Origin of the sequence: Paenibacillus sp. FSL P4-0338 (genome assembly GCF_038002365.1) — a bacterium.
GTDB lineage: Bacteria > Bacillota > Bacilli > Paenibacillales > Paenibacillaceae > Paenibacillus_AQ.
The window spans coordinates 1919050-1942315 of the sequence record NZ_JBBOCG010000001.1; the positions used below are offsets into that span (position 1 = coordinate 1919050).

At 49.4% G+C, this 23266-nt stretch carries 21 protein-coding genes; 5 read left to right on the forward strand and 16 right to left on the reverse strand.

What is annotated here, in order from left to right:
- Nucleotides 1–34: 34 nt before the first annotated feature.
- Nucleotides 35–208 carry a hypothetical protein gene (locus MKZ07_RS08360; protein WP_179090462.1) on the forward strand — a complete coding sequence of 58 codons (174 nt, stop codon included), beginning with the start codon at nucleotides 35–37 and terminating at the stop codon, nucleotides 206–208.
- Nucleotides 209–365: 157 nt separating this feature from the next.
- Here MKZ07_RS08360 and MKZ07_RS08365 read toward each other — a convergent pair whose 3' ends face one another.
- Nucleotides 366–2150 carry an ABC transporter substrate-binding protein gene (locus MKZ07_RS08365; RefSeq protein ID WP_036695398.1) on the reverse strand — a complete coding sequence of 595 codons (1785 nt, stop codon included), beginning with the start codon at nucleotides 2148–2150 and terminating at the stop codon, nucleotides 366–368.
- 145 nt (nucleotides 2151–2295) lie between these two features.
- On the opposite strand from MKZ07_RS08365, the gene MKZ07_RS08370 reads away from it, so the two are divergent.
- Nucleotides 2296–3537: an MDR family MFS transporter gene (locus MKZ07_RS08370; RefSeq protein ID WP_036695399.1), complete on the forward strand. Its 1242-nt coding sequence runs from the start codon at nucleotides 2296–2298 to the stop codon at nucleotides 3535–3537.
- A gap of 227 nt (nucleotides 3538–3764) precedes the next feature.
- On the opposite strand, the gene MKZ07_RS08375 is transcribed toward MKZ07_RS08370, so the two are convergent.
- The 8 genes from MKZ07_RS08375 to MKZ07_RS08410 all read right to left on the reverse strand — a co-directional run bounded on the left by MKZ07_RS08375 (nucleotide 3765) and on the right by MKZ07_RS08410 (nucleotide 12878).
- The gene (locus tag MKZ07_RS08375) at nucleotides 3765–5132 is read right to left on the reverse strand and encodes an FAD-dependent oxidoreductase (RefSeq protein ID WP_341027931.1); all 1368 of its coding nucleotides are present in this window, start codon (nucleotides 5130–5132) and stop codon (nucleotides 3765–3767) included.
- A 14-nt stretch (nucleotides 5133–5146) separates the two neighbouring features.
- Nucleotides 5147–5995: a carbohydrate ABC transporter permease gene (locus MKZ07_RS08380; protein ID WP_143804320.1), complete on the reverse strand. Its 849-nt coding sequence runs from the start codon at nucleotides 5993–5995 to the stop codon at nucleotides 5147–5149.
- The gene (locus tag MKZ07_RS08385) at nucleotides 5979–6893 is read right to left on the reverse strand and encodes a carbohydrate ABC transporter permease (RefSeq protein ID WP_341025522.1); all 915 of its coding nucleotides are present in this window, start codon (nucleotides 6891–6893) and stop codon (nucleotides 5979–5981) included. Before MKZ07_RS08385 ends, MKZ07_RS08380 begins: the two co-directional genes overlap by 17 nt.
- 18 nt (nucleotides 6894–6911) lie before the next feature.
- Entirely contained in the window at nucleotides 6912–7604 is a 693-nt protein-coding gene (locus MKZ07_RS08390) for a hypothetical protein (RefSeq protein WP_341025524.1), read from the reverse strand.
- Between the two features lie 86 nt (nucleotides 7605–7690).
- Nucleotides 7691–8980 (reverse strand): ABC transporter substrate-binding protein, encoded by a 1290-nt coding sequence (locus tag MKZ07_RS08395; protein WP_036695403.1) that lies wholly within the window; start codon nucleotides 8978–8980, stop codon nucleotides 7691–7693.
- A 131-nt stretch (nucleotides 8981–9111) separates the two neighbouring features.
- Nucleotides 9112–9879, reverse strand: a complete 768-nt coding sequence (locus MKZ07_RS08400; protein ID WP_036695404.1) for a response regulator transcription factor — start codon at nucleotides 9877–9879, stop codon at nucleotides 9112–9114.
- Nucleotides 9872–11701, reverse strand: a complete 1830-nt coding sequence (locus tag MKZ07_RS08405) for a cache domain-containing sensor histidine kinase (protein ID WP_036695405.1) — start codon at nucleotides 11699–11701, stop codon at nucleotides 9872–9874. The genes MKZ07_RS08400 and MKZ07_RS08405 overlap by 8 nt, the downstream gene beginning before the upstream one ends.
- A gap of 214 nt (nucleotides 11702–11915) precedes the next feature.
- The gene (locus tag MKZ07_RS08410; RefSeq protein ID WP_036695406.1) at nucleotides 11916–12878 is read right to left on the reverse strand and encodes a helix-turn-helix transcriptional regulator; all 963 of its coding nucleotides are present in this window, start codon (nucleotides 12876–12878) and stop codon (nucleotides 11916–11918) included.
- 100 nt (nucleotides 12879–12978) lie between these two features.
- On the opposite strand from MKZ07_RS08410, the gene MKZ07_RS08415 reads away from it, so the two are divergent.
- A complete protein-coding gene (locus MKZ07_RS08415) occupies nucleotides 12979–13932 on the forward strand; it encodes a Gfo/Idh/MocA family protein (RefSeq protein ID WP_036695407.1) in 954 nt (317 codons plus the stop codon).
- Between the two features lie 716 nt (nucleotides 13933–14648).
- Here the strand turns inward: MKZ07_RS08415 and MKZ07_RS08420 are convergent.
- From MKZ07_RS08420 to MKZ07_RS08445, 6 genes are all read right to left on the reverse strand, one after another.
- Nucleotides 14649–15137, reverse strand: coding sequence for a flavodoxin domain-containing protein (locus MKZ07_RS08420; protein WP_036695408.1), 489 nt, complete (start codon nucleotides 15135–15137; stop codon nucleotides 14649–14651).
- 11 nt (nucleotides 15138–15148) lie between these two features.
- Nucleotides 15149–16048 carry a hypothetical protein gene (locus MKZ07_RS08425; RefSeq protein WP_341025527.1) on the reverse strand — a complete coding sequence of 300 codons (900 nt, stop codon included), beginning with the start codon at nucleotides 16046–16048 and terminating at the stop codon, nucleotides 15149–15151.
- 10 nt (nucleotides 16049–16058) lie between these two features.
- A complete protein-coding gene (locus tag MKZ07_RS08430) occupies nucleotides 16059–16682 on the reverse strand; it encodes a TetR/AcrR family transcriptional regulator (protein WP_051493550.1) in 624 nt (207 codons plus the stop codon).
- Between the two features lie 184 nt (nucleotides 16683–16866).
- The gene (locus tag MKZ07_RS08435) at nucleotides 16867–17934 is read right to left on the reverse strand and encodes a hypothetical protein (RefSeq protein WP_036695409.1); all 1068 of its coding nucleotides are present in this window, start codon (nucleotides 17932–17934) and stop codon (nucleotides 16867–16869) included.
- Nucleotides 17935–17967: 33 nt separating this feature from the next.
- Nucleotides 17968–18477: a GNAT family N-acetyltransferase gene (locus MKZ07_RS08440; protein WP_036695410.1), complete on the reverse strand. Its 510-nt coding sequence runs from the start codon at nucleotides 18475–18477 to the stop codon at nucleotides 17968–17970.
- 448 nt (nucleotides 18478–18925) lie between these two features.
- Entirely contained in the window at nucleotides 18926–19675 is a 750-nt protein-coding gene (locus MKZ07_RS08445; RefSeq protein ID WP_341025528.1) for a hypothetical protein, read from the reverse strand.
- A 308-nt stretch (nucleotides 19676–19983) separates the two neighbouring features.
- Here MKZ07_RS08445 and MKZ07_RS08450 point away from each other — a divergent pair, with 308 nt between their 5' ends.
- Both MKZ07_RS08450 and MKZ07_RS08455 read left to right on the forward strand, forming a co-directional pair.
- On the forward strand, nucleotides 19984–20457 hold the full coding sequence (locus tag MKZ07_RS08450) for a double zinc ribbon domain-containing protein (RefSeq protein WP_341025529.1): 474 nt from the start codon (nucleotides 19984–19986) through the stop codon (nucleotides 20455–20457).
- Between the two features lie 36 nt (nucleotides 20458–20493).
- Nucleotides 20494–21405, forward strand: coding sequence for a zinc ribbon domain-containing protein (locus MKZ07_RS08455; protein WP_341025530.1), 912 nt, complete (start codon nucleotides 20494–20496; stop codon nucleotides 21403–21405).
- 389 nt (nucleotides 21406–21794) lie between these two features.
- Here MKZ07_RS08455 and MKZ07_RS08460 read toward each other — a convergent pair.
- Nucleotides 21795–23128 (reverse strand): IS3 family transposase gene (locus MKZ07_RS08460; protein ID WP_442792484.1). Its coding sequence is split into 2 segments (ribosomal slippage): nucleotides 21795–22747 and nucleotides 22747–23128, totalling 1335 coding nucleotides; the frame shifts between segments, so codons are not numbered across the junction.
- Nucleotides 23129–23266 lie beyond the last annotated feature (138 nt).

Below are 23266 nucleotides of genomic sequence, written 5' to 3' on the forward strand. Positions count from 1 at the left end.
GGATAGAGTATTACTGATGAAAGTGGGAACTCACATGTCCAAAAATAAGCGTGGCAAAGCACTTTACACTACCCCCTCGCGGGCCAGGGGCACCTGTCCGATTTGCGGAAGCACCCGAATCAAGCTTTTGTATTTCGGCAAGGGCCCGGCGGGTGAGAAGCTGACAGTCTGCAAAAAATGTGACGGCAAGCAGCAGCAAGCGGTCTGAACTAATGCCCCTCATTCCCGCCTCGCGCCGACTTTCTGCGAATTCAGGGGCATTAGCATAACGCTAACCGCCAGCATCAAGCACAAAGAAACGGCTGCTTGCCTTGCCCTTCATGACAGCAGCCGTTTCACAATTAAGCAAGTCGGCTAGAGACAAATTACTGAAACCCCGATTTCACCCACAGCTTGGAGATATCCAGAAATCCGAAGGAGCCAGCCTGTAGACCAAACAGATTCTGACTTAATTGCGCTTTTTTATTCATGTGACAGCCATACAGTACCCATCCGTTATCACGCAGCTTGCCTTCGGCCAGCTCCAGCACCTCTGCCCTCTCCCCGGCGGCCAACCGGGCGAAAGGCTTTAGCACCTCTGTGAGCTCAGATTTCTGGCTGTCCAGCAGCAGGTGATGCAGATAATTGGACTCATTGCGAAAATAATTGATCATCCCCCACTGCCAGTCATCCTCCAGCACTTCTTCGCAGATCACAAGATCCGCATGGCTCACCAAGTCCGGCAGTTCATAATCTGCTAAAGGATACAGCTCAAGCTGTAATCCAATCTTCCTGCTGCGCTCCTGCAGCCAAATTCCCTCATCCCGATCCTCTTTACAGGGCCGGTAGGCCAGCTTCACTACCTCTCCTCTGTATCCGCCGTCCTGAAGCAGCACCTTCGCTTCCTCTAATAACGTTTCTACGAACTCCCGCTTACTGCTCTGCCAGGGAAGGAAGCTGTCTGCCGGCATAATCCGGTTGCCTCCCAGCTCACGGATCAGCGCGAGCTGATTGTAGAGAATACGCATGGCCTGCCGGACTGCGGGATGATGGTGTACGCCTTCTTTTCGAAAATTAAACAGAAGGTATCTGCACCCGACAGCCGGATAATCGATACTGTGGCTCCTCCCCTCCTCTGCTGCGGCCACACTGCTCAGACTGGTACTGGCACCCGTCAGCTGATATTGACGTACCCCCGAGGCCAAATGCGGCAGGTACCAGATCTCGACCCGGTCCAGCAGTGGGCGGATTCCGTAGTAAAGATCGTAAGCGCTGAGTACAAGCACATCCTGGCTCAGATCCACTACCTGATAGGGCCCCGTGCCGACCGGATGCGCGGCGAAATCCACATCGTACGGAACAATCGACATATAGATCGAGCTGAACAGATGCAGGAAGAAGAAATTAGGCTGCACCAGATCAAACCGGATAACGTAATCCCCCTCCAGCTCCACATGCTTGATATCCTCAAAATGACAGATCGCCGGACTTTTAAGTCCGATCAGACGCTGGAGGGTTTCTTTTACATCCCGGGAAGTCATCATGCGGCCGTGGTGGAAGCGCACCCCCTTGCGCAGATAGAACAGGTAACTCGTACTGCTCTCGTTAGCCTCCCACGTGTGGGCCAGCCCCGGCAGGAAAACCCCGTTCTGTGCATCATAGGTAATCAAGGTACTGCAAATATGCCCCAGCAAATAGGTCTCAAAAGCGGTGTATACGGTAGCCGGGTCCAGCTTTTCCATCGCACGGTTACGGGAGATCCGCAGCACCTCCTGCCCGGAAGTGGAGCCGGGTTCGCTCCAGAAGCCCATTTGCTTATCTAGAACCGCCAGCAGGCGTTCTTTGAGCGGCTCGTTAACCGGGTATTGACCAATCAATTCGATGGCAGGCTTAATCCGGCCTTTGTTGACCAGCTCCTGAAATCTCTCCTCCAGCACCTCATCCACATGACGTAAAAAAGTCATTAGCGAGTGATTCCCTCTCCCTCTCCCAGGTATCCAGGCAATCAGCTGCTGCTCCTCCAGCTTCCGCAGAATAAACTTCACATTGCGCGGTGTGCAGCACAGGATACCGGTCAACTGCTCAATCGTCACCGGAATCGGCTGCTGGAGGCTATATACGGGAGCCAGGGCTGCGGCCAAACAGAGATAATGCGTGCTGCTGGTGTCCATAATCTCAATCTCCTTTTAAAAGGTGAAAAGTTACATATAAACCTTACACTTTTACTTCCCCCTTTGTTCTATACAATTATACATAATCATTCGATATGAAGCATGCTTCATAATCAAAAACATGGACTAGGAGACGGGGATTCAAATGAAACAACATCTGCGCCACATTCACCCGCTGGCCTGGACCATCATCATCGGAACGATGTTCGGCCGGCTGGTTACTTCAATGAGTATTCCTTTTCTCTCTATTTATCTCACGCAGGTGCTTGGCGCGTCCGCTACCCAGACCGGGTTCACGGTGGCCGTCAGCTCGTTGGCAGGGGTAATGATTAGCTTCTACGGCGGTTATATCTCGGATGTGATCGGGCGCCGGATCGTCATGCTGGTCTCTGTGTTCGGTTGGGCCTGCGTATTCTTCGGCTTCGCCGCAGCGCAGCATCTGTGGGTCTTCTTCCTGGTGAACACGCTCAACGGACTGTGCCGCGCCGTATTTGAACCGACTTCACGGGCATTATTGTCGGATATTACCCCGCCGGAACAGAAGCTGCTGGTCTTCAATCTGCGGTATGCGGCAGTAAATCTGGGTGTGGTCTTCGGCCCGATTATCGGCCTCCAGCTCGGCTCCGCCAAGTCCACCTTCCCGTTCATGATCGCCGGGATCGTCTATATCGCCTATGGCCTTGTTCTCTTCCTGCAATTCTCGGTCCACCGTGCCAGCCTGCCTGTGCATGGAGAAGCCCGGACCCCGAAGCTGCTGGATGCGCTCGCAGTCACCGGCCGGGATAAGGTATTTCTGCCCGTTCTGCTGGGAACCATCTTTTGCGTACTCGGGTATGGCCATTTCAGCTCTACACTGGCGCAGTACCTCGCGATGAACCCCCATTTCAGCAATGGCAGCCAAGTTTTCTCTTATATGCTGTCGCTTAATGCAGTGACGGTGCTGGTCGTTCAGTATCCTATTGTGCGTACAGCCAGCAAGTTCCCGCCAATTATCCCGCTGATTCTGGGCAATGTCTGCGTAGCCCTTAGTCTGCTGCTGTTCGGGATGCCTGGAGGGGTACCCCTACTGATGTTCAGCGTGGTTCTGTTCACTATCGGGGAAGTCCTGCTCTTCACGATGATGGATATGCTGATCGACCGGATTGCCAAGCCGGAGTGGAAAGGCACTTACTTCGGTACGATTGGCTTCAATAATATAGGCAGCGTCATGGCGCCTATTCTCGGAGGATTGCTGCTGGATCATTTCGGCGTTCTGAACGGGCCCGCTGTATTCGTACCGCTTGCGCTGACCACCGCGTTCGGTCTTCCTTTCCTGATTACCGCGCATAAAAGACTTCGCATCCGCGAAGCCGCCGAAGCAAGTGCACAGCGTGAGCTTGGTGCTTGAGGTATTTGAGACTAAGATAAACCCCAGACCTGCTGTGAAGCGGGGGTGGGGTTTATTGATATATACTTATCATTGTTTTTAACTTTTGTGATCGTCTCTAATAATCAATTAGTTAACATAATATTTGTTATGTTGCTAAATAATGATTATACTGCAACTAAAGCGCCCATGGACCCTCCCAGTGCCCAATGTGGTCGGTTTTTCGATTACATTCCCGCTCCATAGCTCTACAATACAACCCCATCCCGCTTCAGCTGCTCCTGCAGCTGCGGAATATCGAGCGCCTGCGGCTTCACCCCTGCGGCAGCCGCGAGCGCTGCCGCTGTTCCGGCTGCCTGGCCCGTAGCCATGCAGCTTGGTGTCAAGCGGGTCGTGGCCAGCGCTTCGTGCGAAGTCGAGATGCATCTGCCTGCGGCAAGCAGATTGGACACATTGGCGGATAGCAGACAGCCGTACGGAATATCGTACGCGCCGTCTCCGGCGATGAAGGAGGCTGTTACCCCCTTGCCGGACGGATCATGAATGTCGATCGGGTAGCCGCTGCGGGCAATGACATCACTGAACTTCCGGCCTTCTACGACATCTTCTTGGGTCAGCTGGTAATAGCCTTTGATCCGCCGCGATTCGCGGATGCCGATCTGTGGCGCAACTGCTGAGATCGAGGTCCGTTCGAAGCCCGGAACGTCGCGCTTCAGAAACTCAGCCATGAGCAGAACCTGCTTGCGGCCCTCCTGTTCCGCCAAGGTCAGATCCTCTGCGCTCGTTGCGTCCAGCCCCTGGACGCGGGTGCAGTTGATCAGCACCTCGTCGTCTGCCGGACCGGCAAAGAACAAAACCTGATCACGGTTGATCGGTACCTCAGCACGTTTCCATTGCGAGTAGAATCCGCTTACCCCGGTGAGCGGCAGGTCCGGCAGCTCGGCAATCGGCGTTTTGCTGTAGAACTCTTCGGGATGGCTGATCATATATGCCTTCACCTTATGCAAATCAACGCCGCGCATTCTGAACTTCATCGTCATCGGCTGGGAACGGTTATCCCCCTCCCGGCCCTGCAGCGTTTCGGCCCCGGACAGCTTGGCTACGTCGGCATCTCCGCTGCAATCCACGAAGATACGCCCCGTAACAGGCGTGCGTCCAGATTTGTTAGTCACGACGACATGGTAAATGACGCCGTCACGGGTCATCACCTCATCCACAAAGCTGTGCAGCAGCAGCTTCACCCCGGCTTCGCGCAGCATATCTGTAGCTACCACCTGATAAATCTCAGGATGGTACGGCGTCAGCGTATGCACGAAGCCGACCGTATCCCGCAGATGGCCCGGCGAACCGCCGCTGGCCTGCAGCCGGTCTACAATTTCCTGGGCGATGCCCTTAATGACCTGTTCACCTGAGTCTGTGTGAAAGGTCATCCAAGGATAGACCATAGCAGCGGTAGACATTCCGCCTACGAACCCGTATCGTTCAATGAGCACCGTCTGCGCCCCCAGCCGTCCGGCGGCAATAGCCGCCGTGATTCCTGCCGGGCCTCCCCCTACAACAACGACCTCTGCCTCTATTGCAGGATTCATATCATCTACTCCTCTCTGGTATGTTATTCCTTCCTGGTATGCTATTCCTTCAGCCCCGTCATAGCTACGCCCTCGATGAACCGCTTCTGCGCCAGGAAGAAAACGATCAGCAGCGGCACGGTTGCCATGACGGTGGCGCTCATCAGATAATGCCAGGAAGTGCCCACTTCATCTGTAAACAACGATAATCCCAGCGGCAAGGTCATCAGCTCACGCGTATTAATGAAAATAAGCGGGTCGAAGAATTCATTCCAGATGGACACGAACGTGAAAATCGTCAGTGTTGCCATCCCGGGACGGGCAATCGGCAGCATGATTTTCCAGTAAATGCGGAACCGGCTGCAGCCGTCGATCATCGCCGCTTCCTCAAGCTCCGTGGGTACAGTGATGAAAAATTGGCGCATGACGAAGATCCCGAACACACCGCTTGCGCCGAAGATCGGCAACAGAATCAACGGCAGATGCGTGTCAATCCAGCCCAGGTCGCGCATGAACAGGAACATCGGGATCGCCGTCACTTCATGCGGGATCATCATGGCACTGAGCAGCACCAGAAATACGGCATTTCTTCCGGTGAAGGGAATCTTGGCAAACGCATAACCGGCCAGCGAAGCGAAAAACACTGTTCCCGCCACGACGACAAATGAGATATAGATGCTGTTAAAATAGAAGCGGTGAAACGGGATCAGCGTAAAGACATCCACATAATTCTGAAACTGAAATACCGGCGGAATCAGCTGCGGCGGGTAGGTGAAAATATCCTGCGGCCGTTTGAAGGAAGTAGACAGCATCCACAGAAACGGAATAAGCATAATCAGCGATACCGCCGTTAATGCAGCATACACTCCTGCTACAGACCACTTTTTGCCGGCGCTAGGCATCGCTCTCATTGAATACCCACCTCTTTCGCAGCTGCCACTGCAGCAGAGTCAAGATCAACACCACAAAGAACAACACAAATGCAAGCGCCGAAGCGTAGCCCATCTGGAACAGCTTGAACGCTTTTTCCCAGATGTAATAGACCAGTACCTTGGTGCTGTTACTCGGCCCGCCCTGGGTCATCACATAGATCTGGCCGAACACCTTCAGCGAGCCAATTACGGTCATCACCACGGTCAGAAATACGGTTGGCGTAATCATGGGAAGGGTCACGTTGAAAAAGGTTTTGGTCTTGCCTGCCCCGTCCAGCTCAGCCGCCTCGTAGAGCGAACGCGATACCTGCTGGATCGCAGCGATGAAGAGCACCATATTTAGCCCCACGTTCTTCAGTACACTTGTCACGATAACAGCCGGCATTGCCAGTCTCTCGTCATACAGCCAAGCTGCCCCTTTAATGTTGAAGAGCATCAAGAGCTGATTGATCAGCCCGGAATCGGTCGCGAACATGTACTTCCAGACGATGGACCAGACGATCAGCGAAGTCATTACGGGAACGAAGATCGCGGTACGGAAGATGCCGATGCCCTTCAGGCTACGGGATAACAGCAGCGCCAGCATCAGAGCCAGCACAATGTTAAACGGCACCAGACCAAGTGTGAAATAAGCCGTGTTGCCGAAGACCTTCCAGAACAGCGGGTCCACCGCAATATCCTTGTAATTTTCCAGACCGACAAACCGGTGCTCGCCAAGCAGCGGCCAGTCATTTAGGCTCATATAGAGCGCTTTCCCCATTGGAAATAACAATAATAACGTGAAACCAAGCAGCATTGGCGATATAAAAAGCCATCCGGTCACCTGTGCCTCGCGGGCAAGCGGACCCTTGTTTCGTCTCTTGAGCTTTCTGTTCATGCCGGAATTCACCGCCCCCTAGCTCAATTTGTCTATGGCACCACGGAACGAGCTAACCGCACGCCGCAGCTCATCTTCTGTCTTGCCCGTCACCACTGCACCTAACATGATCGCTTTCACTCCCGCGCGCTGCAAGGACGGTACATCTCCTGTAACCAGCTTACGCTGGGAAGGCACCAGGACGGGAAGACCGGAATGGTCGGCCAAATACCGGTATTTCAGCAGATCTGCGAAGCTAAGACCCGTCCCGTATTCGCTGCCAGGTACAATCGAAGCTTCAAGCGCTGTGATCCCGAACTGCGCCCCTTCCCGGACCTGACTGAGATCATAGGTGTCATTAATGGCAAAGGTCCGGTCAAAGCTGTGATCCTCCAGCATAAAGGACGGCAGATGATGGGCATAGATCGAATAGAAATCGAACCCGAGCGGAGCAAGCCGCCTAATCTCTTCTTCCGACACACCCCCTAAGCTGCCTGAGGGCACTACCCCAAAGGGACCGTCAAAGGTAGAGCGGATCTCGCTAAAAATATCTTCATAGCCCTCAAGCGGACCGAAATGCGTACCGCTGGCCCGGTGGCCGACATTAAAATGAACCTTCAAAGCATCGGCGCCTTCCTCAAGCGCTGCCTTTGCCAGTCTTACATCATTGGCAGGAAGGCTGATGATCAAGGACAGGCCGCTTTGCTCCAATCTGCGCTTCAATTTACCCATTGTATTTCGCTCCCCATTTCGGGCGGTCCGTCAAGCCGGACGCTGCACTCTGTTGAACGCCGGTTGACAGACCCTTGCCCGGAGTCTTATTTCAAAATAGCCTCGACATCGCTCTGCATCTTCGCCATATTGTCCTTGGCGGACGCGGATTGGCCGAACAGGCGGTCAAAGCCTTGCAGCACAGCATTGTCGATATCCTGCCAGCGGATGTGGCCTGGAATGATGCGCGCCTTCGGCATTTCATCGATAACAGCTTGCACGATGTGCTCGGCTGGCGGGTTGTTCGGCTGATTCAGGAACGCATCGGAACTCAGCACCGATGTGCGCGGAGGTACGAAATAAGTGGAAGTCGCCTCAATGCCTGACTGGCTGGCGAACAGCTTGAGCAGTTTTTTGGCTTCCTCCGGATGCTTGCTGTCCTTGAACAGCGTATAGCCTGCTTGGCCCAGCATCGGAACACTGCCTGCGGAGCCGGACGGCATCGGTGCAATGCTCCATTCAAACCCTTTAATGTCACGCGCTTTCGAGACATAGCTGTAGTTGTCGAAGAACATTCCCAGATTCCCCGCATCGAAGCTGATCTGCTCGCCTGCTTTCGGGTGGGATTCGTCCTTATACATCATCCGCTCCAGCAGCTCCAGGGTCTCCACGCCGTACTGGTCGTTCCAGGTGAAAGCGGTCAGATCCTCATTGAACGGGCCGCTTCCATAAGACCAGGCGTACGAAGACAGAATGGCCCAGGTCTTCCAGTCACGGAAGAAGTTCGCGCCATATACCCGGCCCCCAGCGTCTTTGACAGCAATTGCTTTGGCGGATTCCTCGAAGGTCTTCCAGGTCCATTTCCCTTCGGAGGCCAGTGTATTCGGGTCGGTCAGGTTCGCCTTATCGAACAGCGTCTTGTTGTAGAACATGACCACCGGCGGTGTCGAGAACGGCAGGCCAAGCAATTGATCCCCGTCCCGGAACAAATCTAGCGTGCTCGGAATATAATCATCCAGGTTAAAGGAAGCATCGTCTTTGAAGGAGGAGACATCCGCCAGAATCCCGTTGGCCTTGAACTGCGGGATCATCCGCTCCGATACCCAGGCGATATCCGGAAGGGATTTCCCTGCGGCCAGCACGGATATTTTCTGCTGATAATCCGTGAATGGCACCGAATCCATGGTCACCTTAATGCCCGGATTATCTGCTTCAAATTGGCTGATCAGCTTGTTGTAAACATCCATATGCCCTTGATTGCCCCACATCAGAAACTTTAACTCCACATCTCCCTGTTTCCCGGGACTCTCAGCATTTCCGCTTGCTGTGGGCTTGGCACAACCTGCCGTTAAACCCAGCAGCATGGCTGAAAGAAGCACTGCTCCTGCTTTTTTCATGAATATCCCCCTTTGATATGTTAGTTTTAATGACTCTTTTAGTATAAAGGAGACGTATCCGGTGTAGAAATCATCCAAAATACAGGAATGGTTCGTTATATTTATGTTTTTACGTTAGATTAACTAACATTTCATTCTTGACTATTAAATTGATTGCGGTATTCTCCACCCGTCATCCCCGTCTGCTGCTTGAACACCAGCATGAAATGCTTCGGGCTTTGATGGCCGGATAGCCGGGCGACATCATAAATTTTGAGCTGGGTATGGCTGAGCAGCCATTTCGCACGTTCCATCCGGGAATCGGTTACATAGTCTGAATAATTGCAGCCCGCCTCCCCCTTGAACAGCTGGCTCAGATACGTAGCGTTCAGATTGACATGGGAAGCTACCGTCTGCAGCCGCAGATCACCGTCAATATGCAGTCTGACATATTCCTTAACATCCCGTATGATCTTGCGCGTATCTCCCCCGCTCTCCACCCGCAGCGGGCCTGGCGTATGTTCCAGGGAAGATATGCCATGACGCTTATCGAGCAGCAACCGTGCTTTTTCCATCACACTAACCAGTTCATGACGTTCTACCGGCTTTAACAGGTAATGAAGAACGCCGTATTCAATGGCTTTTTGGGCGTATTCGAATTCGCCGTATCCACTCACAATGATGACGAGCAGCCCGGGATACATCGACTTCACCTTTTCGGCCAGCGCCAGACCGTCCATTTCCTTCATACGGATATCGGTAATCATTACGTCCGGCAGCTCAGACTTTAAGTACAGCAGCGCTTCCCGTCCACCCGGCATTTCAGCCGTCACCTCAAAAAAGGGCGCCGACCGGCTAATCAGCTCACGCATCCCTTGTCTAATTACGATTTCGTCCTCTACGAGCAGCACTTTATACATCCTCTTCTCCCCCTGATTCCGGTATCGTTATTGTAATGGTCACGGCCAGCCCTTGCCCCGGACTTCCGTCAACCGTGAGACTCCCGCCTTCCCCGTACAGCAGCTTGATCCGCTGGCCGATATTGCGTAGCCCCAGACTCTCCTCCTCGCTGCGCCGGAGCGAATCCATGGAGGGATCTTGTTCGATCTCCCGGTTCAGCTCCGTGAGTGCCTCCTCCTCTAATCCGTTCCCGTCGTCGCGGACCGTAATTAATAGCTCGTTGTCAAAACGCAGCGCTGACACCCAGATCGTCCCTTCTTCGCGCCCCGCGATCCCGTGCTCAATGGCGTTCTCCACCAGCGGCTGAATCGTGAGCTTCGGTATGCGCAAATGCAGTACTTCTTCTTCAATCTCGTTATGCACCGTCAGCTTCCCGCCGAAACGAATCTGCTGGATACGCACATAGGAGTCTACGAACGCAATTTCCTCTCCCAGCGATACGAGCCGGCCGGCCTTGTCAATCGTATAGCGAAGCAGCTTGCCCAGTGCGGATACCATATCCGATACCTCATCATGCCTGCGCTGGACGGCCATCATATTGATCGATTCCAGCGTATTATAGATAAAATGCGGGTTGATCTGACTCTGCAGGGCGGACAGCTCTGCCTCCTTTTCCCGGAGGCGGGTCACAAGCACCTCATGAAACAGGCGGTTGATTTCGTCCATCATCTTGTTGAACCCGCGCCCTAGCTGCCCGAATTCATCTCCCCCAAGCGGACTGACCCGCTTGTTGAAATCTCCCCGCTCCACCCTGGACATATTACTCTTGAGCTCCACCAGCGGGAGGGTAATCCGGTACGATACCGCATAAGCGAGCAGCAGCACCGTCACCAGGCAAAAGAGGGCAAGCCATAACGTGAAAATCATCATCGCGCGTGATTCCTTCAGCATGACTCCAATGGGGGTCAGACCGATGATGGAAAGGCCCGAATACGGGGACTTATGGCTGATAAACAAATAATCTGTACCTCCCAGCCTCTCCCGCTCCCCGCCATGCAACTCTTTAATCCGCCCGGAGCCCATAAGCTGGCCGTAGGCCGACTGCCCGTTATCCGGCTTTTGCTCATACAGCAGCCGCTGATCTCCATCAATGATCATCAGATTCGTGGACTCTTCAATCTTCAGCTTCGCAAAAACAGAGCCAAAGGCCGATTGCTTAGCGTCAATAAGGATGTAACCCAGACGCCTTAGCGTCCTGGGTTCCTTGATAACCCTGGCTACCGAAATATAAGATGAAGGGTCGGTTCCGGCATAATAAGACGGACGATGCGGAGGAAGAATGATCCACTCGCCGTCCGACCGCGTAAGGGCGCTGAACCATTCGTCATGCCTGGCATCCCACGAGGTGTTGACCGCAAGCGGTTCTACATTGGAGAACAGGGTTCCGCTGTTGCTCAGCAGGTGAATGCCCCGGATTTCCGGTCGGTCATAGGCCTGTGCAGAGGTATATAGCTTCATTTTCTGATAATCATCAGACAGTGCCCATGTGCCTGAGCCCATAGGACCATCGTATTTAGCCAGAATAGATAACACCTGTTCATCATACAGTGGCATCAGCGACAACCGCTCCAGATCCTTCAGCAGCCTATCCAGATTGGCGTTGGCCTGTCCGGCCACATCCACTGTATATTGCTTTGTTTTCTCGTTCAAGGTGGAGGAGAAATGACGGTACGTCACCATCCCCTGTACACTTAACGGCAGCAGCGTCAGCATGGTGAACAAGAGCAGCAGTCTGGTGCGCATTTTACTTCTTCTCAACCGTAGGATCAGCCCTTGCAGCATCTCAAGTCCTCCTTTTGTTAAGTAAGCTGACATCTAAACCTCTGTACAGTTTATCGTATAATGTTCTGTAATTGAATTCTATCCTCTTATGTTTGGAAAAGGTACGGTTCAACAAAGTCAATAAACCCCAAACCTGCTGACAAGCAAGGTCTGGGGTTTATTATTGTCACTCTTGGATCGCCAGTTAGGTTAACATAATATTGATTATGTTTACCTAACTGTGATTATACATTTTATCCCACATTCGTACTTGATTGCTGACATACTCTCTCAGCTCCGGCGGTCCCACAATTTCAGCATGAACCAATAGCGGCAGCACCCTCGCACAGGCCGAGTTATGATCATACATATTCACCGTTACAAGCCTTGCTTCTCCATCAGATTCTGTATTCATGACATCCAGCCCCTGCAATATCTGCTCATTCTTAACGCGAGTACGGATGACCACCGGATAGAACTCCCGCGCTCTGCTGGTCTGAACGAAGGCTTGCTCTGCTTGACTCCAGTATGCCTGGAGAGAGAACTGCTCAGGGATGGCATAGGTCTCGTCCAACAAAGTAACGGCAGTGAACCGTTCGCATTTGAATGTCCGCAGATCCCCGGCGCGCTCGCAATAGGCGGCAAGATACCACTCCCCACGCTTCACGATGAGTCCATAGGGCTGAAGCTTCCGCAGTGAGTTCTCCCCATTCACCTTACGGTAATCTGCCGTAATCTTCCGCCCCCTCCACACTGCAGTGCGCAGAGTCTCAAGATACGGCACCGCTGTCTGACCGCTCCACCACGGCGTAGCATCGAACAGAAACCGGCGCTGCGCGGTACGGATATCATCCTGGTAGGGTGCCGGCAAGCTTGCTTCCAGCTTCAGAAGCGCACTCTTGAGCAGCAGACTGGTTTCTCCTGAACCGCCCGCCGGCATCCCCATCCCTGTCAAAAAGAGCTGTACTACCTCTTCCCCATGCAGCCTCCGCAGATTCACCGTATAGCCTTCCATGAGCGAAATCCCGCCGTCCGGCCCGGTGGCCGACACAAGTGGAAGGCCCGATTCCGCCAGGACATCAACATCCCTGTAGATCGAACGGACAGAGGTTTCCAGCGCTTCGGCCAGCTCCTTGGCCTTCATTTTCCCCCGGGATTCAAGCAGTAAAAGTATTCCAATCAGTCGGTGCAGCCGCATGCGTCTCCCCCAAGTCTCATATTCGTCATCTATTCTTGCCGCTCTGTTGTCAACAATAGGGCGTTAAGATGAATGTATCAAATGTAAGGAGCTGCTGCAAATGAATATTGGCATATTGGGAACTGGATTCGGGGCGTATCATGCCTCTCTGTTCAAGCAAATGGAGTTCGTGAACCGGATCGTGGTCTTCGGGAGAAATGAGGCCAAACTGTTGAAGCTGAAGGAAGAGCTGGGGGTAGAGATCACGATGAATGCTGAGGACATTTTGTCTGATCCCGCGATTGACGTAGTGGATATCTGTCTGCCGTCTTCACTACATAAGACCTATGCGTTAGAGGCGCTGAGACGGGGAAAACATGTTTTTTGCGAGACGCCGGTTGTTCTGGAGCCTAAAGAAGGACGGGAGCTGCTGGACGCCGAACAGCGGTATGGCCGCAGAATCCTCGTCAATCAATTCATCAAATTCGATTATGCCTATGAATACCTGGAGCAGGCGGTTCGTGAGGAGACCTACGGGAAGCTTCTGCATCTGAGTATGCGCCGGGAGACCGCTCCGCTCTGGGGGGATCTGGGCCTCTCGGCCATCGCTGCCAATCTGATGATTCATGAGCTGGATTTCATCGCCTGGCTGATGGATTCACCTGTACCTTCTGCGGTCTGGGGTACCTCCGGTGACAAGGATGGACAGGCGCTGGTCCTGGCCTCCTTCCTGCAGCCTGAGTGGAGTGCACAGCTCACTGTTTCTTCGCAGATGCCGGGGAGTTATCCTTTTACTATCGGGTATGAAGCCTATTTCGAGCAGGCGAAGCTGGAGTTCCGTGAGTGCAGTGATGCGAATGGGGTGATCCAGGCGAGCCTTGCCGCGTATACTTCCGAGGGGCAAGCGGCCATCCCGCTGATTCCGAGTGATACCTATGCCAAAAGCTTGCGCCACGCCCTCCTGAGCCTCCGGGACAGAACAAATTCTACGCTGTCGCTGCGACATGCGCTGAAGTCTCTGAACATGGCCTTCCAAATGACAGATCAGCTTACAGCGGGTATAGTAGCTTTGTGATTCTGCCGGCCAGAAACTGGCCAATGCAGGCTTCACGTATCGGGCCGCCCGGTACTAAGCGAAGTTTGGGGAACGGAAGTAGTTGGATTTTCTACATTTGCTGATGAACGAATCATCCCTTTTGAGATAACAATTGGAAAAATGGCACTTCTTCGGGCGCATTCCCGGCAAATACGCAACATCGCCTTCAGTAGATGCTGTTTTTCCAATTGCTTCAGGAGATCCACCTTGATACAGGTGAAAAAAGATACATTTTTCCACGTGTTTCCTTCAACTAGCTCCGCTCCGCAGCCCTGTACTGGCTGATCAACGACAAGTCCAGATGCGTAACCCGCCCGTATGGGTTGACAGCGATGATCTGTTTTGGCAGGGGTTCAGCTCTCTTTTTCCTTTAGTTAGTTACTAAGGTTAGATGTAGGTTTGGGTTTAGGCGTAGTAATGAAGGGGAGCTTGTATTTTTGCTTTTACTATTATGAATTTTTCATATGATGAAATATAGTAATTAAGGTGTGCAGCGTTGGTGTGTTTCTTTTTGAGAGTTTTCTTTTTGATACGCTATAGTTATTGGCTATAAGTTAACATAATCTGTGTTATGTTTCTCAATGTCCTACTATCACTCTTGTCACCTAATTCACCCTTCAATTTAACACATTTCCGCTTCAAAATACTGCTGCTCCACCTCATTACATCGCCGCTAACCTTCGTTCTCCTCCACCCTACCCGCCTGCCGCCATCGTATGCGCGAAGCGTTCCAGCTTATCCATGGACAGCCCGCCTCCTGTCTTGTGCTCCTTGCCTTTTACCATACGTATAACCCACTTATCCAGCGCAGATATCCGGTCCGGGTAGATCTCATCGCCCATGATCTCTCTGGCAAGCGCCTTGTTGTAGATGATCCCGGGATATGCCTGCTTAAGCTCCTGCTCCCCCTTCTCCCCTGTCATTCCTGCACAGATGTACAATCCCAGCCGTTTGGTTAAAAGCTCTTGCTTGTGCTGGGCTGTAAATGCAGCCATCTCCTTACGGATTCTTCCATAGTAGATCGAGCCGCCTAAAATTACTGTGTCGTAGCCAGTCAGATCGGGCAACTTGCCAGATCTCAGATTCACCACCTCAGCCCCGTCCAGCCTGGCTTGCAGCAGTAAAGCGGCTTTTTCAGTACATCCGTATTTGCTTGCATACACGATCAAGATCCGATTGCTCATGAAGTCCGCCTCTATTCTATAGGTAATGGGATTGCAGGTGGTGCGGGTTCCTGCGCGTTGCGAAGTACAAGAATGAGACACCAGATGACTGCCAGATTGAAGATTGGAAACAGGATCAACTCTACCATGGAGACATGAACTCCTGCCCTCAGCATCCCAATCATCATGGAGGAGATAGAGGTTAGCAGGGTTGCCGCTTTTACCAGGACAACAGGAGCCAGAAGGTAACCGTAAGACTGCCTACGGACGAGCAATACCCCTGTTAGCACCATGACCGGAAGCAATACAGCTAAATCCAGTGCCTGAATCACCAGCGTGGTATAATGCTCCAGCCCCTCAGGTGAGGTACCCTGCCGCCAGCCGCCGGCAATCCGTCCCAGCCAAAGCATGATAATCAGGAAAGCAATCAGCAGCAGGATGAAGCCAATTTTTACCGCGGGAAGCTGCGTCTTCATCGACACCCCGTCCCGTTCCACCGAGCGAAAAACCAAAATAAATGCAAATAAGCTGCCCGAGAACAGCAAGACGTAGACCAAAAACAGATCATTATACATGGCCAGAAAACAGTATGAAGCATAGGTATAGGTGAAGTATCCGAGCGCTCCGGCCAGCAGCAGCCGCCCCCGGATCGTTCCTCTGAGACTCATGAGCAGAGATACGAACAGCAGAGGAATTCCCACCGCTAGCGTAATGCCATCTTGGGCGATCGCCTGGGCTGCTGCGGACAAAGAATCTTCCTTGTAGATGCCGCTTCCGTACAATTCAATCTGTTCTCCCCGGATGGAGGTGAAGATGGGATGGCTCCCCTCATTCTCAGATTCTTCACCTGAAAATAGCCCGATTCCTGACGCAACAATCCCAAGCACTATCACCATCCACGTTAAAAAGGTAATGGTTCGTCTATGTCTCATCTTAGTCCTCCTATCCTTGTGCAATACGCACCATGGCTTCTATGTGCCGATTAATCAGAGCCTCCTTCTGCACCTCAGGCAGATTCCCCTCTACCATCAGCCTCATTATCAGTCCAAAAGCTGCGCTCCAGATGATTTGGGCGGTGAGTTCAAGCTCCCTCTGCTTACAGGAGGCCATCCCGCTGAATTGACGGAGCGTATCACAGAGCATGGCGATCCCGCTGCTTTCCAGGGCTGCTCCCTGATGCAAAACCCCGGTGTGGCTAAGCACGGACGGCGAATCATTCAGCATCATACTCCGGTACTGTGAGCCTTCTGCGGTTGTGACCTTAATGAACTGTCTCAGCGAGCGTCTTAAGCACTCTTCTGGAGAGTTTTCATCTGGTGAAGCTTCCGATCCGGCAATCAGTCCGCCCATTAGCTCCCGGTAGCCCCGCTGAAGAAGCTGTTCCACAATGTCTTCTTTTCCCTGAAAATAGTGATAAATAATGCCTGCCGAATACTCCATCCGTTCAGCGATTTTGCGGATCGACAGCTGCCTGATCCCCTTCTCTGCCAGCAGCTCGCCAGCCGTAGTGAGAATCAGATTACGCATCGCTTCGCGCTCCTGCTCTTGTCTCTCTGCTTTGCTCATGATCGTTAGACTCCTTCTGTTAAGGTGCTGCTGGTTCGCTTGATTGAACACTGTAATGTTTTTGAACACCGTTCAACATAGATTATAGACGTCAGGACCTGGGAAGGTTGTGATTATTTATACAGCAAAAAAGCCTGAAACCCCATAGGTGTCTCAAGCTTTCGAGCTTCGGCAGGCGCTCTGCCTAATCAATATTAGCGATCTTCCACTCCCCCTGCTTATTCGGCAGCAATGAAATCTCGTAAGTGCTCTCAGTAATATAGCCCTCAGAGGTCATCTGAGTAAACTCAACATAGAAGCCTGCCCGCTTAGTTCCCTCGATAGGAATTCCGACTAGGGTCAGTTTATTGAAGCGGTAGACATTCTTATTGTCCAGTAAGAAGGACTGTAAGTTGTCTTTAAGCAGCGGTGAATACATCGTGGCAGCGAACTTTTCTTTGTCCTTAGCTGCCCAGGCTGCAATACAGTCCAGTGTCTCCTGGAGCGCTTGCTTATTGCCCGGACTGGAGCCTACATCAGGGACCTTGAAGAACACTCCCGGCTTAATCGGCGGTTGCTTCTCCATGTATTCCATACCACTCAGCATAGATGTGAAGAGGGGAAGCAGCTTATCCCGTTGCTCGTCCTGAATATGGATCTCGGCCTGGAAAGAATCCTTGTGGGCTGTGAAAATAAATGCCTCAACCCTCCGGTCCCCCTCCACCCTGCTTCCTTCATATTCCTTGAACTTCAGCAGTCCCCGGTCTGTGCCCGGTTCATGCTTCCCGCCAGTTACATCCTTCGCTGAGCTTAGCTTAATTAACGTAATATAATTATGCTTGTCCGCTGTTCCCCACGCCGTTCTGCCATCCTGTTCAAAACGGATCATCGTCTCCGGCAAAAACACCCCGAGCGGTAAGGTCTGGTCTGCGGAGTAATCTGCTTGGACATTGACGCCATCCAGCTCGTACCCACTGCCGCTTCCTGAATACTCCGGTACTTCTTCGGGAATCAGCGACACGGATTTAGCAGCAGGCGCGGCTGTTGCAGACGGAGTCGGAACCGCGGATGCAGGAGCAGCTATTGTAGCCGTAACGGCTGAGGGTGTTGCTGACGGCTGATCCGTATGCTCAACAACCGAAGATCCCTGATCCGCAGTATTACTGCAGCCTGTACTGATTGCTATTGCAGCCGCTATACAGCCCGCTCCCCATAAGCTCATTCGCTTGGACAATTTAATCACCTCAGTTACCAGACGCCGGATACGATCCAAAGTTGCGCTAAATCCTTCCAGGAATAGGCGAATTTATTTCTTAACTCTATTAGTATTTAATGTGCTGAAATATTGGCTGGGATTGCCTTGGCGGGAGTTGAACCGCTCCTGGAAATCACCGCCGGTATAAGCTCCGATGACCCGGTGCCAGAAATCCCGCGCAGGGATGTTGGCACGAATCTGCGACACCTTCCAGCTGCCCGGGAACATGTCGAACAGCCGGTGCGCCGCCCAGGTTCCTACACCGCTGCGACGGTAGCGCTGCATCACAAAAAACTCCGTCATATAGAACTCGCCCTCCGGGTCGCGCAGCAGACGGTCGATCAGGGCAAAGCCTGCGACATTGCCGTCTACGGTGAACAGGTAGACGAATTTATTTTTACCGCTGCTCCAGTAAGCCTCAAGTCCCGGATAGGACGGGAACAATCCTTCACGGTCCACCTGCAGCTCCAGGTAGCGGGTAAAGTCATACAAATAGAACTGCATCAATCTGCTTATCATCTGCTTCTGCTCTTTAGGAACCAGCTCGATTCCAAGTTCCATTAAGGTTCACCTCTGCCGTTTTCGTTTACTACATATCATACCTTAAAAAACCCTTATAAAATACATAATAAAGAAAAAGCCTTATATATCAAAGCTTTTACCTTTACATTTTACCTATCATAGGAATAACTATAATTGCGGAATCTAACACTTATATTTACGTATTTACACAAGGGCTTCCAATCATTCACTTATTTCTTATTCATCTCATATAATCCAGTAAAGCATAATAACGACAATAGTAGAGACACAAGCATTACTACTTTTGAGTCTAACAAGAGACTCTGAATTGGCTGTACAAGTTGTTGGCCCATAACCGGAACATAACCGTCAATAAAATATGTTGTTTCAAGCAATCGGTAACCCGTAAGCCTCATCCAAGCAGATATTGTGATAAATCTGCATTTTAACATTATACTATCTAAAATTCACTCCATACTATACTCCACTAAGACAAACGGACTCGTTTTATATGGCTTTGTATCGATATTACCTCATTCCATTCAGGCGAATCGTATGATTGTATCGGTAAGAAAGACAAATAAGAAGTATAACCAAGTTCAAATGTCGGTTTTCCAGAATACAAATAGTAGGGAAATGAGACCACTGCAATGATACCAAGAATTTGGCTAGTCCTAGAAGTGAAATTACTACTTTTCAAGTAACTTCTTAGAATTGTATTTACAATATCCTCTGCGTCTCTTATAGATTTGTCAGGATTATTAAAAGATAAAATATTCTGATTAATCAGTTTATGCAAATTATCTAAACAAAGGGCAATAAATCCATAATGACTTGTCGCTTGTATTTGCTTTTCTGCTTTTCTAATATTATCAGAAATGTTTCCTTTCCCATTTAATCTTTTTGCTGCAACCCCATAACTCCTTCCTTTATGTATAAACTTAAAATCCGGCTCTTCAAGTGATACTTTAAAACCTGATTCCTCAAACCATGATGAAAGATAATATTGAAATTGATAGTTCCAAGGTGAATGGTCCCCTCTCTCCAATATTCCACCATTAAAAATGTTATGAATTTCATCTCTTATGTTCTTGTCTCTACAATTTAATACTGTCCTCGAGTTAGTAATGCCTAATAATTCCCAATAATCTTTATAGCCATACATCAGTTCCTTTTTGATTTCAACTTCTGAACTATAGTCATCTAATTTAATTAATTGAGGTAATCTACAAAGCATTTATTTTTGTACTCTTCGAACCTACAATTTTTAGGAACATTGTACCCCGCCATTCTCATCTTAAAAATTGCTTTCTCTAGATTAGCCTGTACTTCTAATACGTTTTGATCAATCCCGAATATATTATCCATAATGGAATACCTCATCTATAATTATTCTTACGGATCATTTATCTAATCATATTTATCAGTAATATTTTACCACTAATAATATGTCATCATCTAATTTTGGTCGCTAAACTATTGTGATCTTTGAATGTGAGAGTTACTATATACCTGATATATGTGGAGTGGTAGAATTTAGATAAAATGTCTTGGAGGACTCTTAAAATTGCATCAAAGATATGTAACAATTGTGGTGAGAGCAATAGCGAAAATGCCTTCATTTGTGTTCAATGTAGTAGCACACTTAAAGACTCTTTAGTTCTTGGAATACCAGAAGCATTAAAAACAATTGAAAAAAAAGAAGAAAAACGAATTTGTTCGCATTGTAATGAAGAGGTTGGTACTGATGATATTAAGTGTAAGTATTGTGGAACAGTATTTATACAGAAGTCTAAGAAAGATTATTACGTTCCTGAAGTTGACTCTGATAGTAACTTTGTCTCTGCTACTATACTGCTCTATATTGCTACACTTTTTATTCCAATTGTCGGATTAATAGTTGGTGGAATGTTTGCTTTTAATGATGATTATGAAAAGCAAAGCATCGGCAAGGGATTGCTAATTTTGGGACTGATAATGATATTGGTGGATATTTTAGTTTATACGCTTATTCTTTAAAAAACATATGAATTTAAAATGTATTGGAGGATACACATGATGCTTTGTAACAATTGTGCTCATGAGAATCCAGAGGAGAGTTTGTTTTGTAATAACTGTGGGTCAAAGTTAATTAATGGTAATATCATCCCACTAGAAGTACATAACGAAGGAAGTATTCCTATAAGTGTAAGAATTCCTGATGATATCATTGAAAATGAGAAAGATAAATTTCCAGTAAAAGCACTAATAATAATCATAATAGTAGTATTAATAGCAGGGTTAAGTAGTTTATATAGTAATTATATGGATGAAAAAGAAATTAAGGCAACGAGGATAACTCTTAGAAATCAAGAAAAATTATACTCCTATATTCGAGAGGCGAACTGGGAAGAGGCGAGGTTATTTATTAAGAATACTAATGTGACTAACATAATTGACATTGATTATCTTAGTTTATACATAAATGCTAGATATAATTATGAACAGATAAACGATGATGAAAAACATAATGAAGAAATATTCAATAAAATTGATGGTGTATGGTATGAGTTAATAGATTACGAAGGTGTGTTTAAGGAAGACATGATTAGTTTCAATAAGGAATATAATAAAATTCGTTGGAAATATGATGAGTTAGAAGAGGAATTCGGTTCAGGAAGCAAAAACACTTCATCCTCAACCTTACAAAAAGATATTAATGAGGATTATTCTGAGGAAACATGGAATAAGACTGCTGGTAGCACTACAGGGTCTGATTGGCTGAAAATGAACAATACTCAAAAAAAAGATATTGTGGAAGGTGTCATCTTAGACTGGAAATCAAATAACTTTGATGTCTCTGTCAGTTCTACCTATTTTATTTCTGCACTTAATGCATTTTATGGCGATGTTTCTAGTAATAGCAATAACCTAGCCGAAGCAATGTCGATGATTGGTCTTTCAGGAAATGTCTTGAGCAAAAATTAATACAAATACAAATTCATTTACCTACCTTTGGGTGGGCTTTTTTTATACCTATAAATACTGACCTTAAAGTTGACCAGCGGTAAGTTTCTTGTCAAGTTTAATCAATTCGCTATCATCAGATTTACTTACAGTATTCATATAGATTGGCAGGTCAGATTTAAGTTGAATATCAAAGGAATAAGGTAATTAGACATCGCTGATATATTTGTCCTTATGCAGTTTGAAGAGGAATCACCAAAGCGAATAGATTACATACTGTAACACCGTTCACAGCTTTGTAACGAATGGCTAATGTTCCTAAGTAAATACGAAGGCATAAAGAAAAAGCCCTAAAGAACGTGTTGAACTGTGACCCGATTTGAGGACGGTTTAAAAGAAACACCCTAGAGCTAGCTCGCTAGGAGATGACTCCTGAATTCGTCAGGAGTCATCTTTTTTAATGTCCATTGGTATCGCTCGGAGTTATAGTAGGCAATATATTCCGAAACACGAGCCCTGACTTCCGTAAGATTCTGACAATCTCGAACGCTCATTTCATCTTTCATATGCCCAAAGAATGACTCCATCGATGCATTATCCCAACAGTTCCCTTTACGGGACATGGACTGTTGAAAACCTGCCTGCTCAATGAGAAGACGAGTTTTAGGATGCGTGTAGTGCATGCCCTGATCGGAGTGGAAAATGGCTTCTGGATGAAGGTTTCCATCCAGCCGTTCCAGCAGGCGCCGAATCGTCTTTTCAACGAGTGGTAACTCTAGTGTCCCTGCTACACAGTCGGCAAGAATTTGTCTCGTTGCTCCATCTTTTATGCACGAAAGATAAGCCCACTGTCCGTTTCCGTACCGCAGATACGTGATATCGGTTAGAAAGACTTTCTCCGGCTCGTTCTGGTCAAATTGGCGTTTCAGTAAGTTTGCACAGGTCTGATGCTCCTGCGTAGCCTTTGCCATCTTACGGTACGGGTTAGCTTGCCGTATGGCCGCGACAAGGTTAAACTTACGCATTAATCGGCGAATCTTCTTGTGGTTCATGGTGACCCCGCTGAGGTGCTCCAAACGCATCTTAATCACCAAAGCGCCAGCTCTTCCTTGTAATGCGTCGAAGTGTTGCTTAATAAGAACAAGGTCACGTTCGTCGTCGGCTGTACGAAGTTGGCGTCTTTGCTCGGAGCCCAGCCATCTGTAATAGCCACTGGTGCTCACGGCGGCGACTTCACAGAAATAACGCGTCATGCGGCTGAGTCCATGGGCTCTCAGGGTGTAATAAATGATCTCGTAGCGCTCCGAAGGTGTTAAGGTCTTCCTTTGTTCCGTTCGAGCGCTTCGAGCTTTTTTAGAAAGTCGACCTCAGCTTCTAGTAATTTGATCTTCGCCTTTGCGCGCTTCAGTTCTTCGTCAGCAGACAAGGGACTTGCAGGCTTTCGCCCAGCGCTGCCTTTGCCACGCCGTTCTTCCAGTAGTCCCAGTTCACCATATTTAGCAAAGCTATCTCTCCAGCGTTTCAAACTATGCTTTGGTTTTTTAGAACCGATGAGATCCAGGTCAAAGCCCGCCCTAAGAAATATTTCTGACGGGGGTGTCCCCTCGTTGTAGGCCTTCACTGCCGCCAACTTAAACTCAGCAGTATACGAAATATTCGTCTCGGATACTCGCTGAACATTTGGATTCTTCTCTAATCTTCTGATGATATCTTCCGTAAATAGGGTTCGATTTAAGTTTCCCACAGCCTTATCCCGCTCCTTTTCCAATATTCTGATTAAAACACAAAAGACCCACAAGATGGTCACTTTTTTCAAAGTGTCTTTCTTGTGGGTCACAGTTCATGTTTCAGGGCTTTTTTGTCAACTCATAAAAAGTACCTT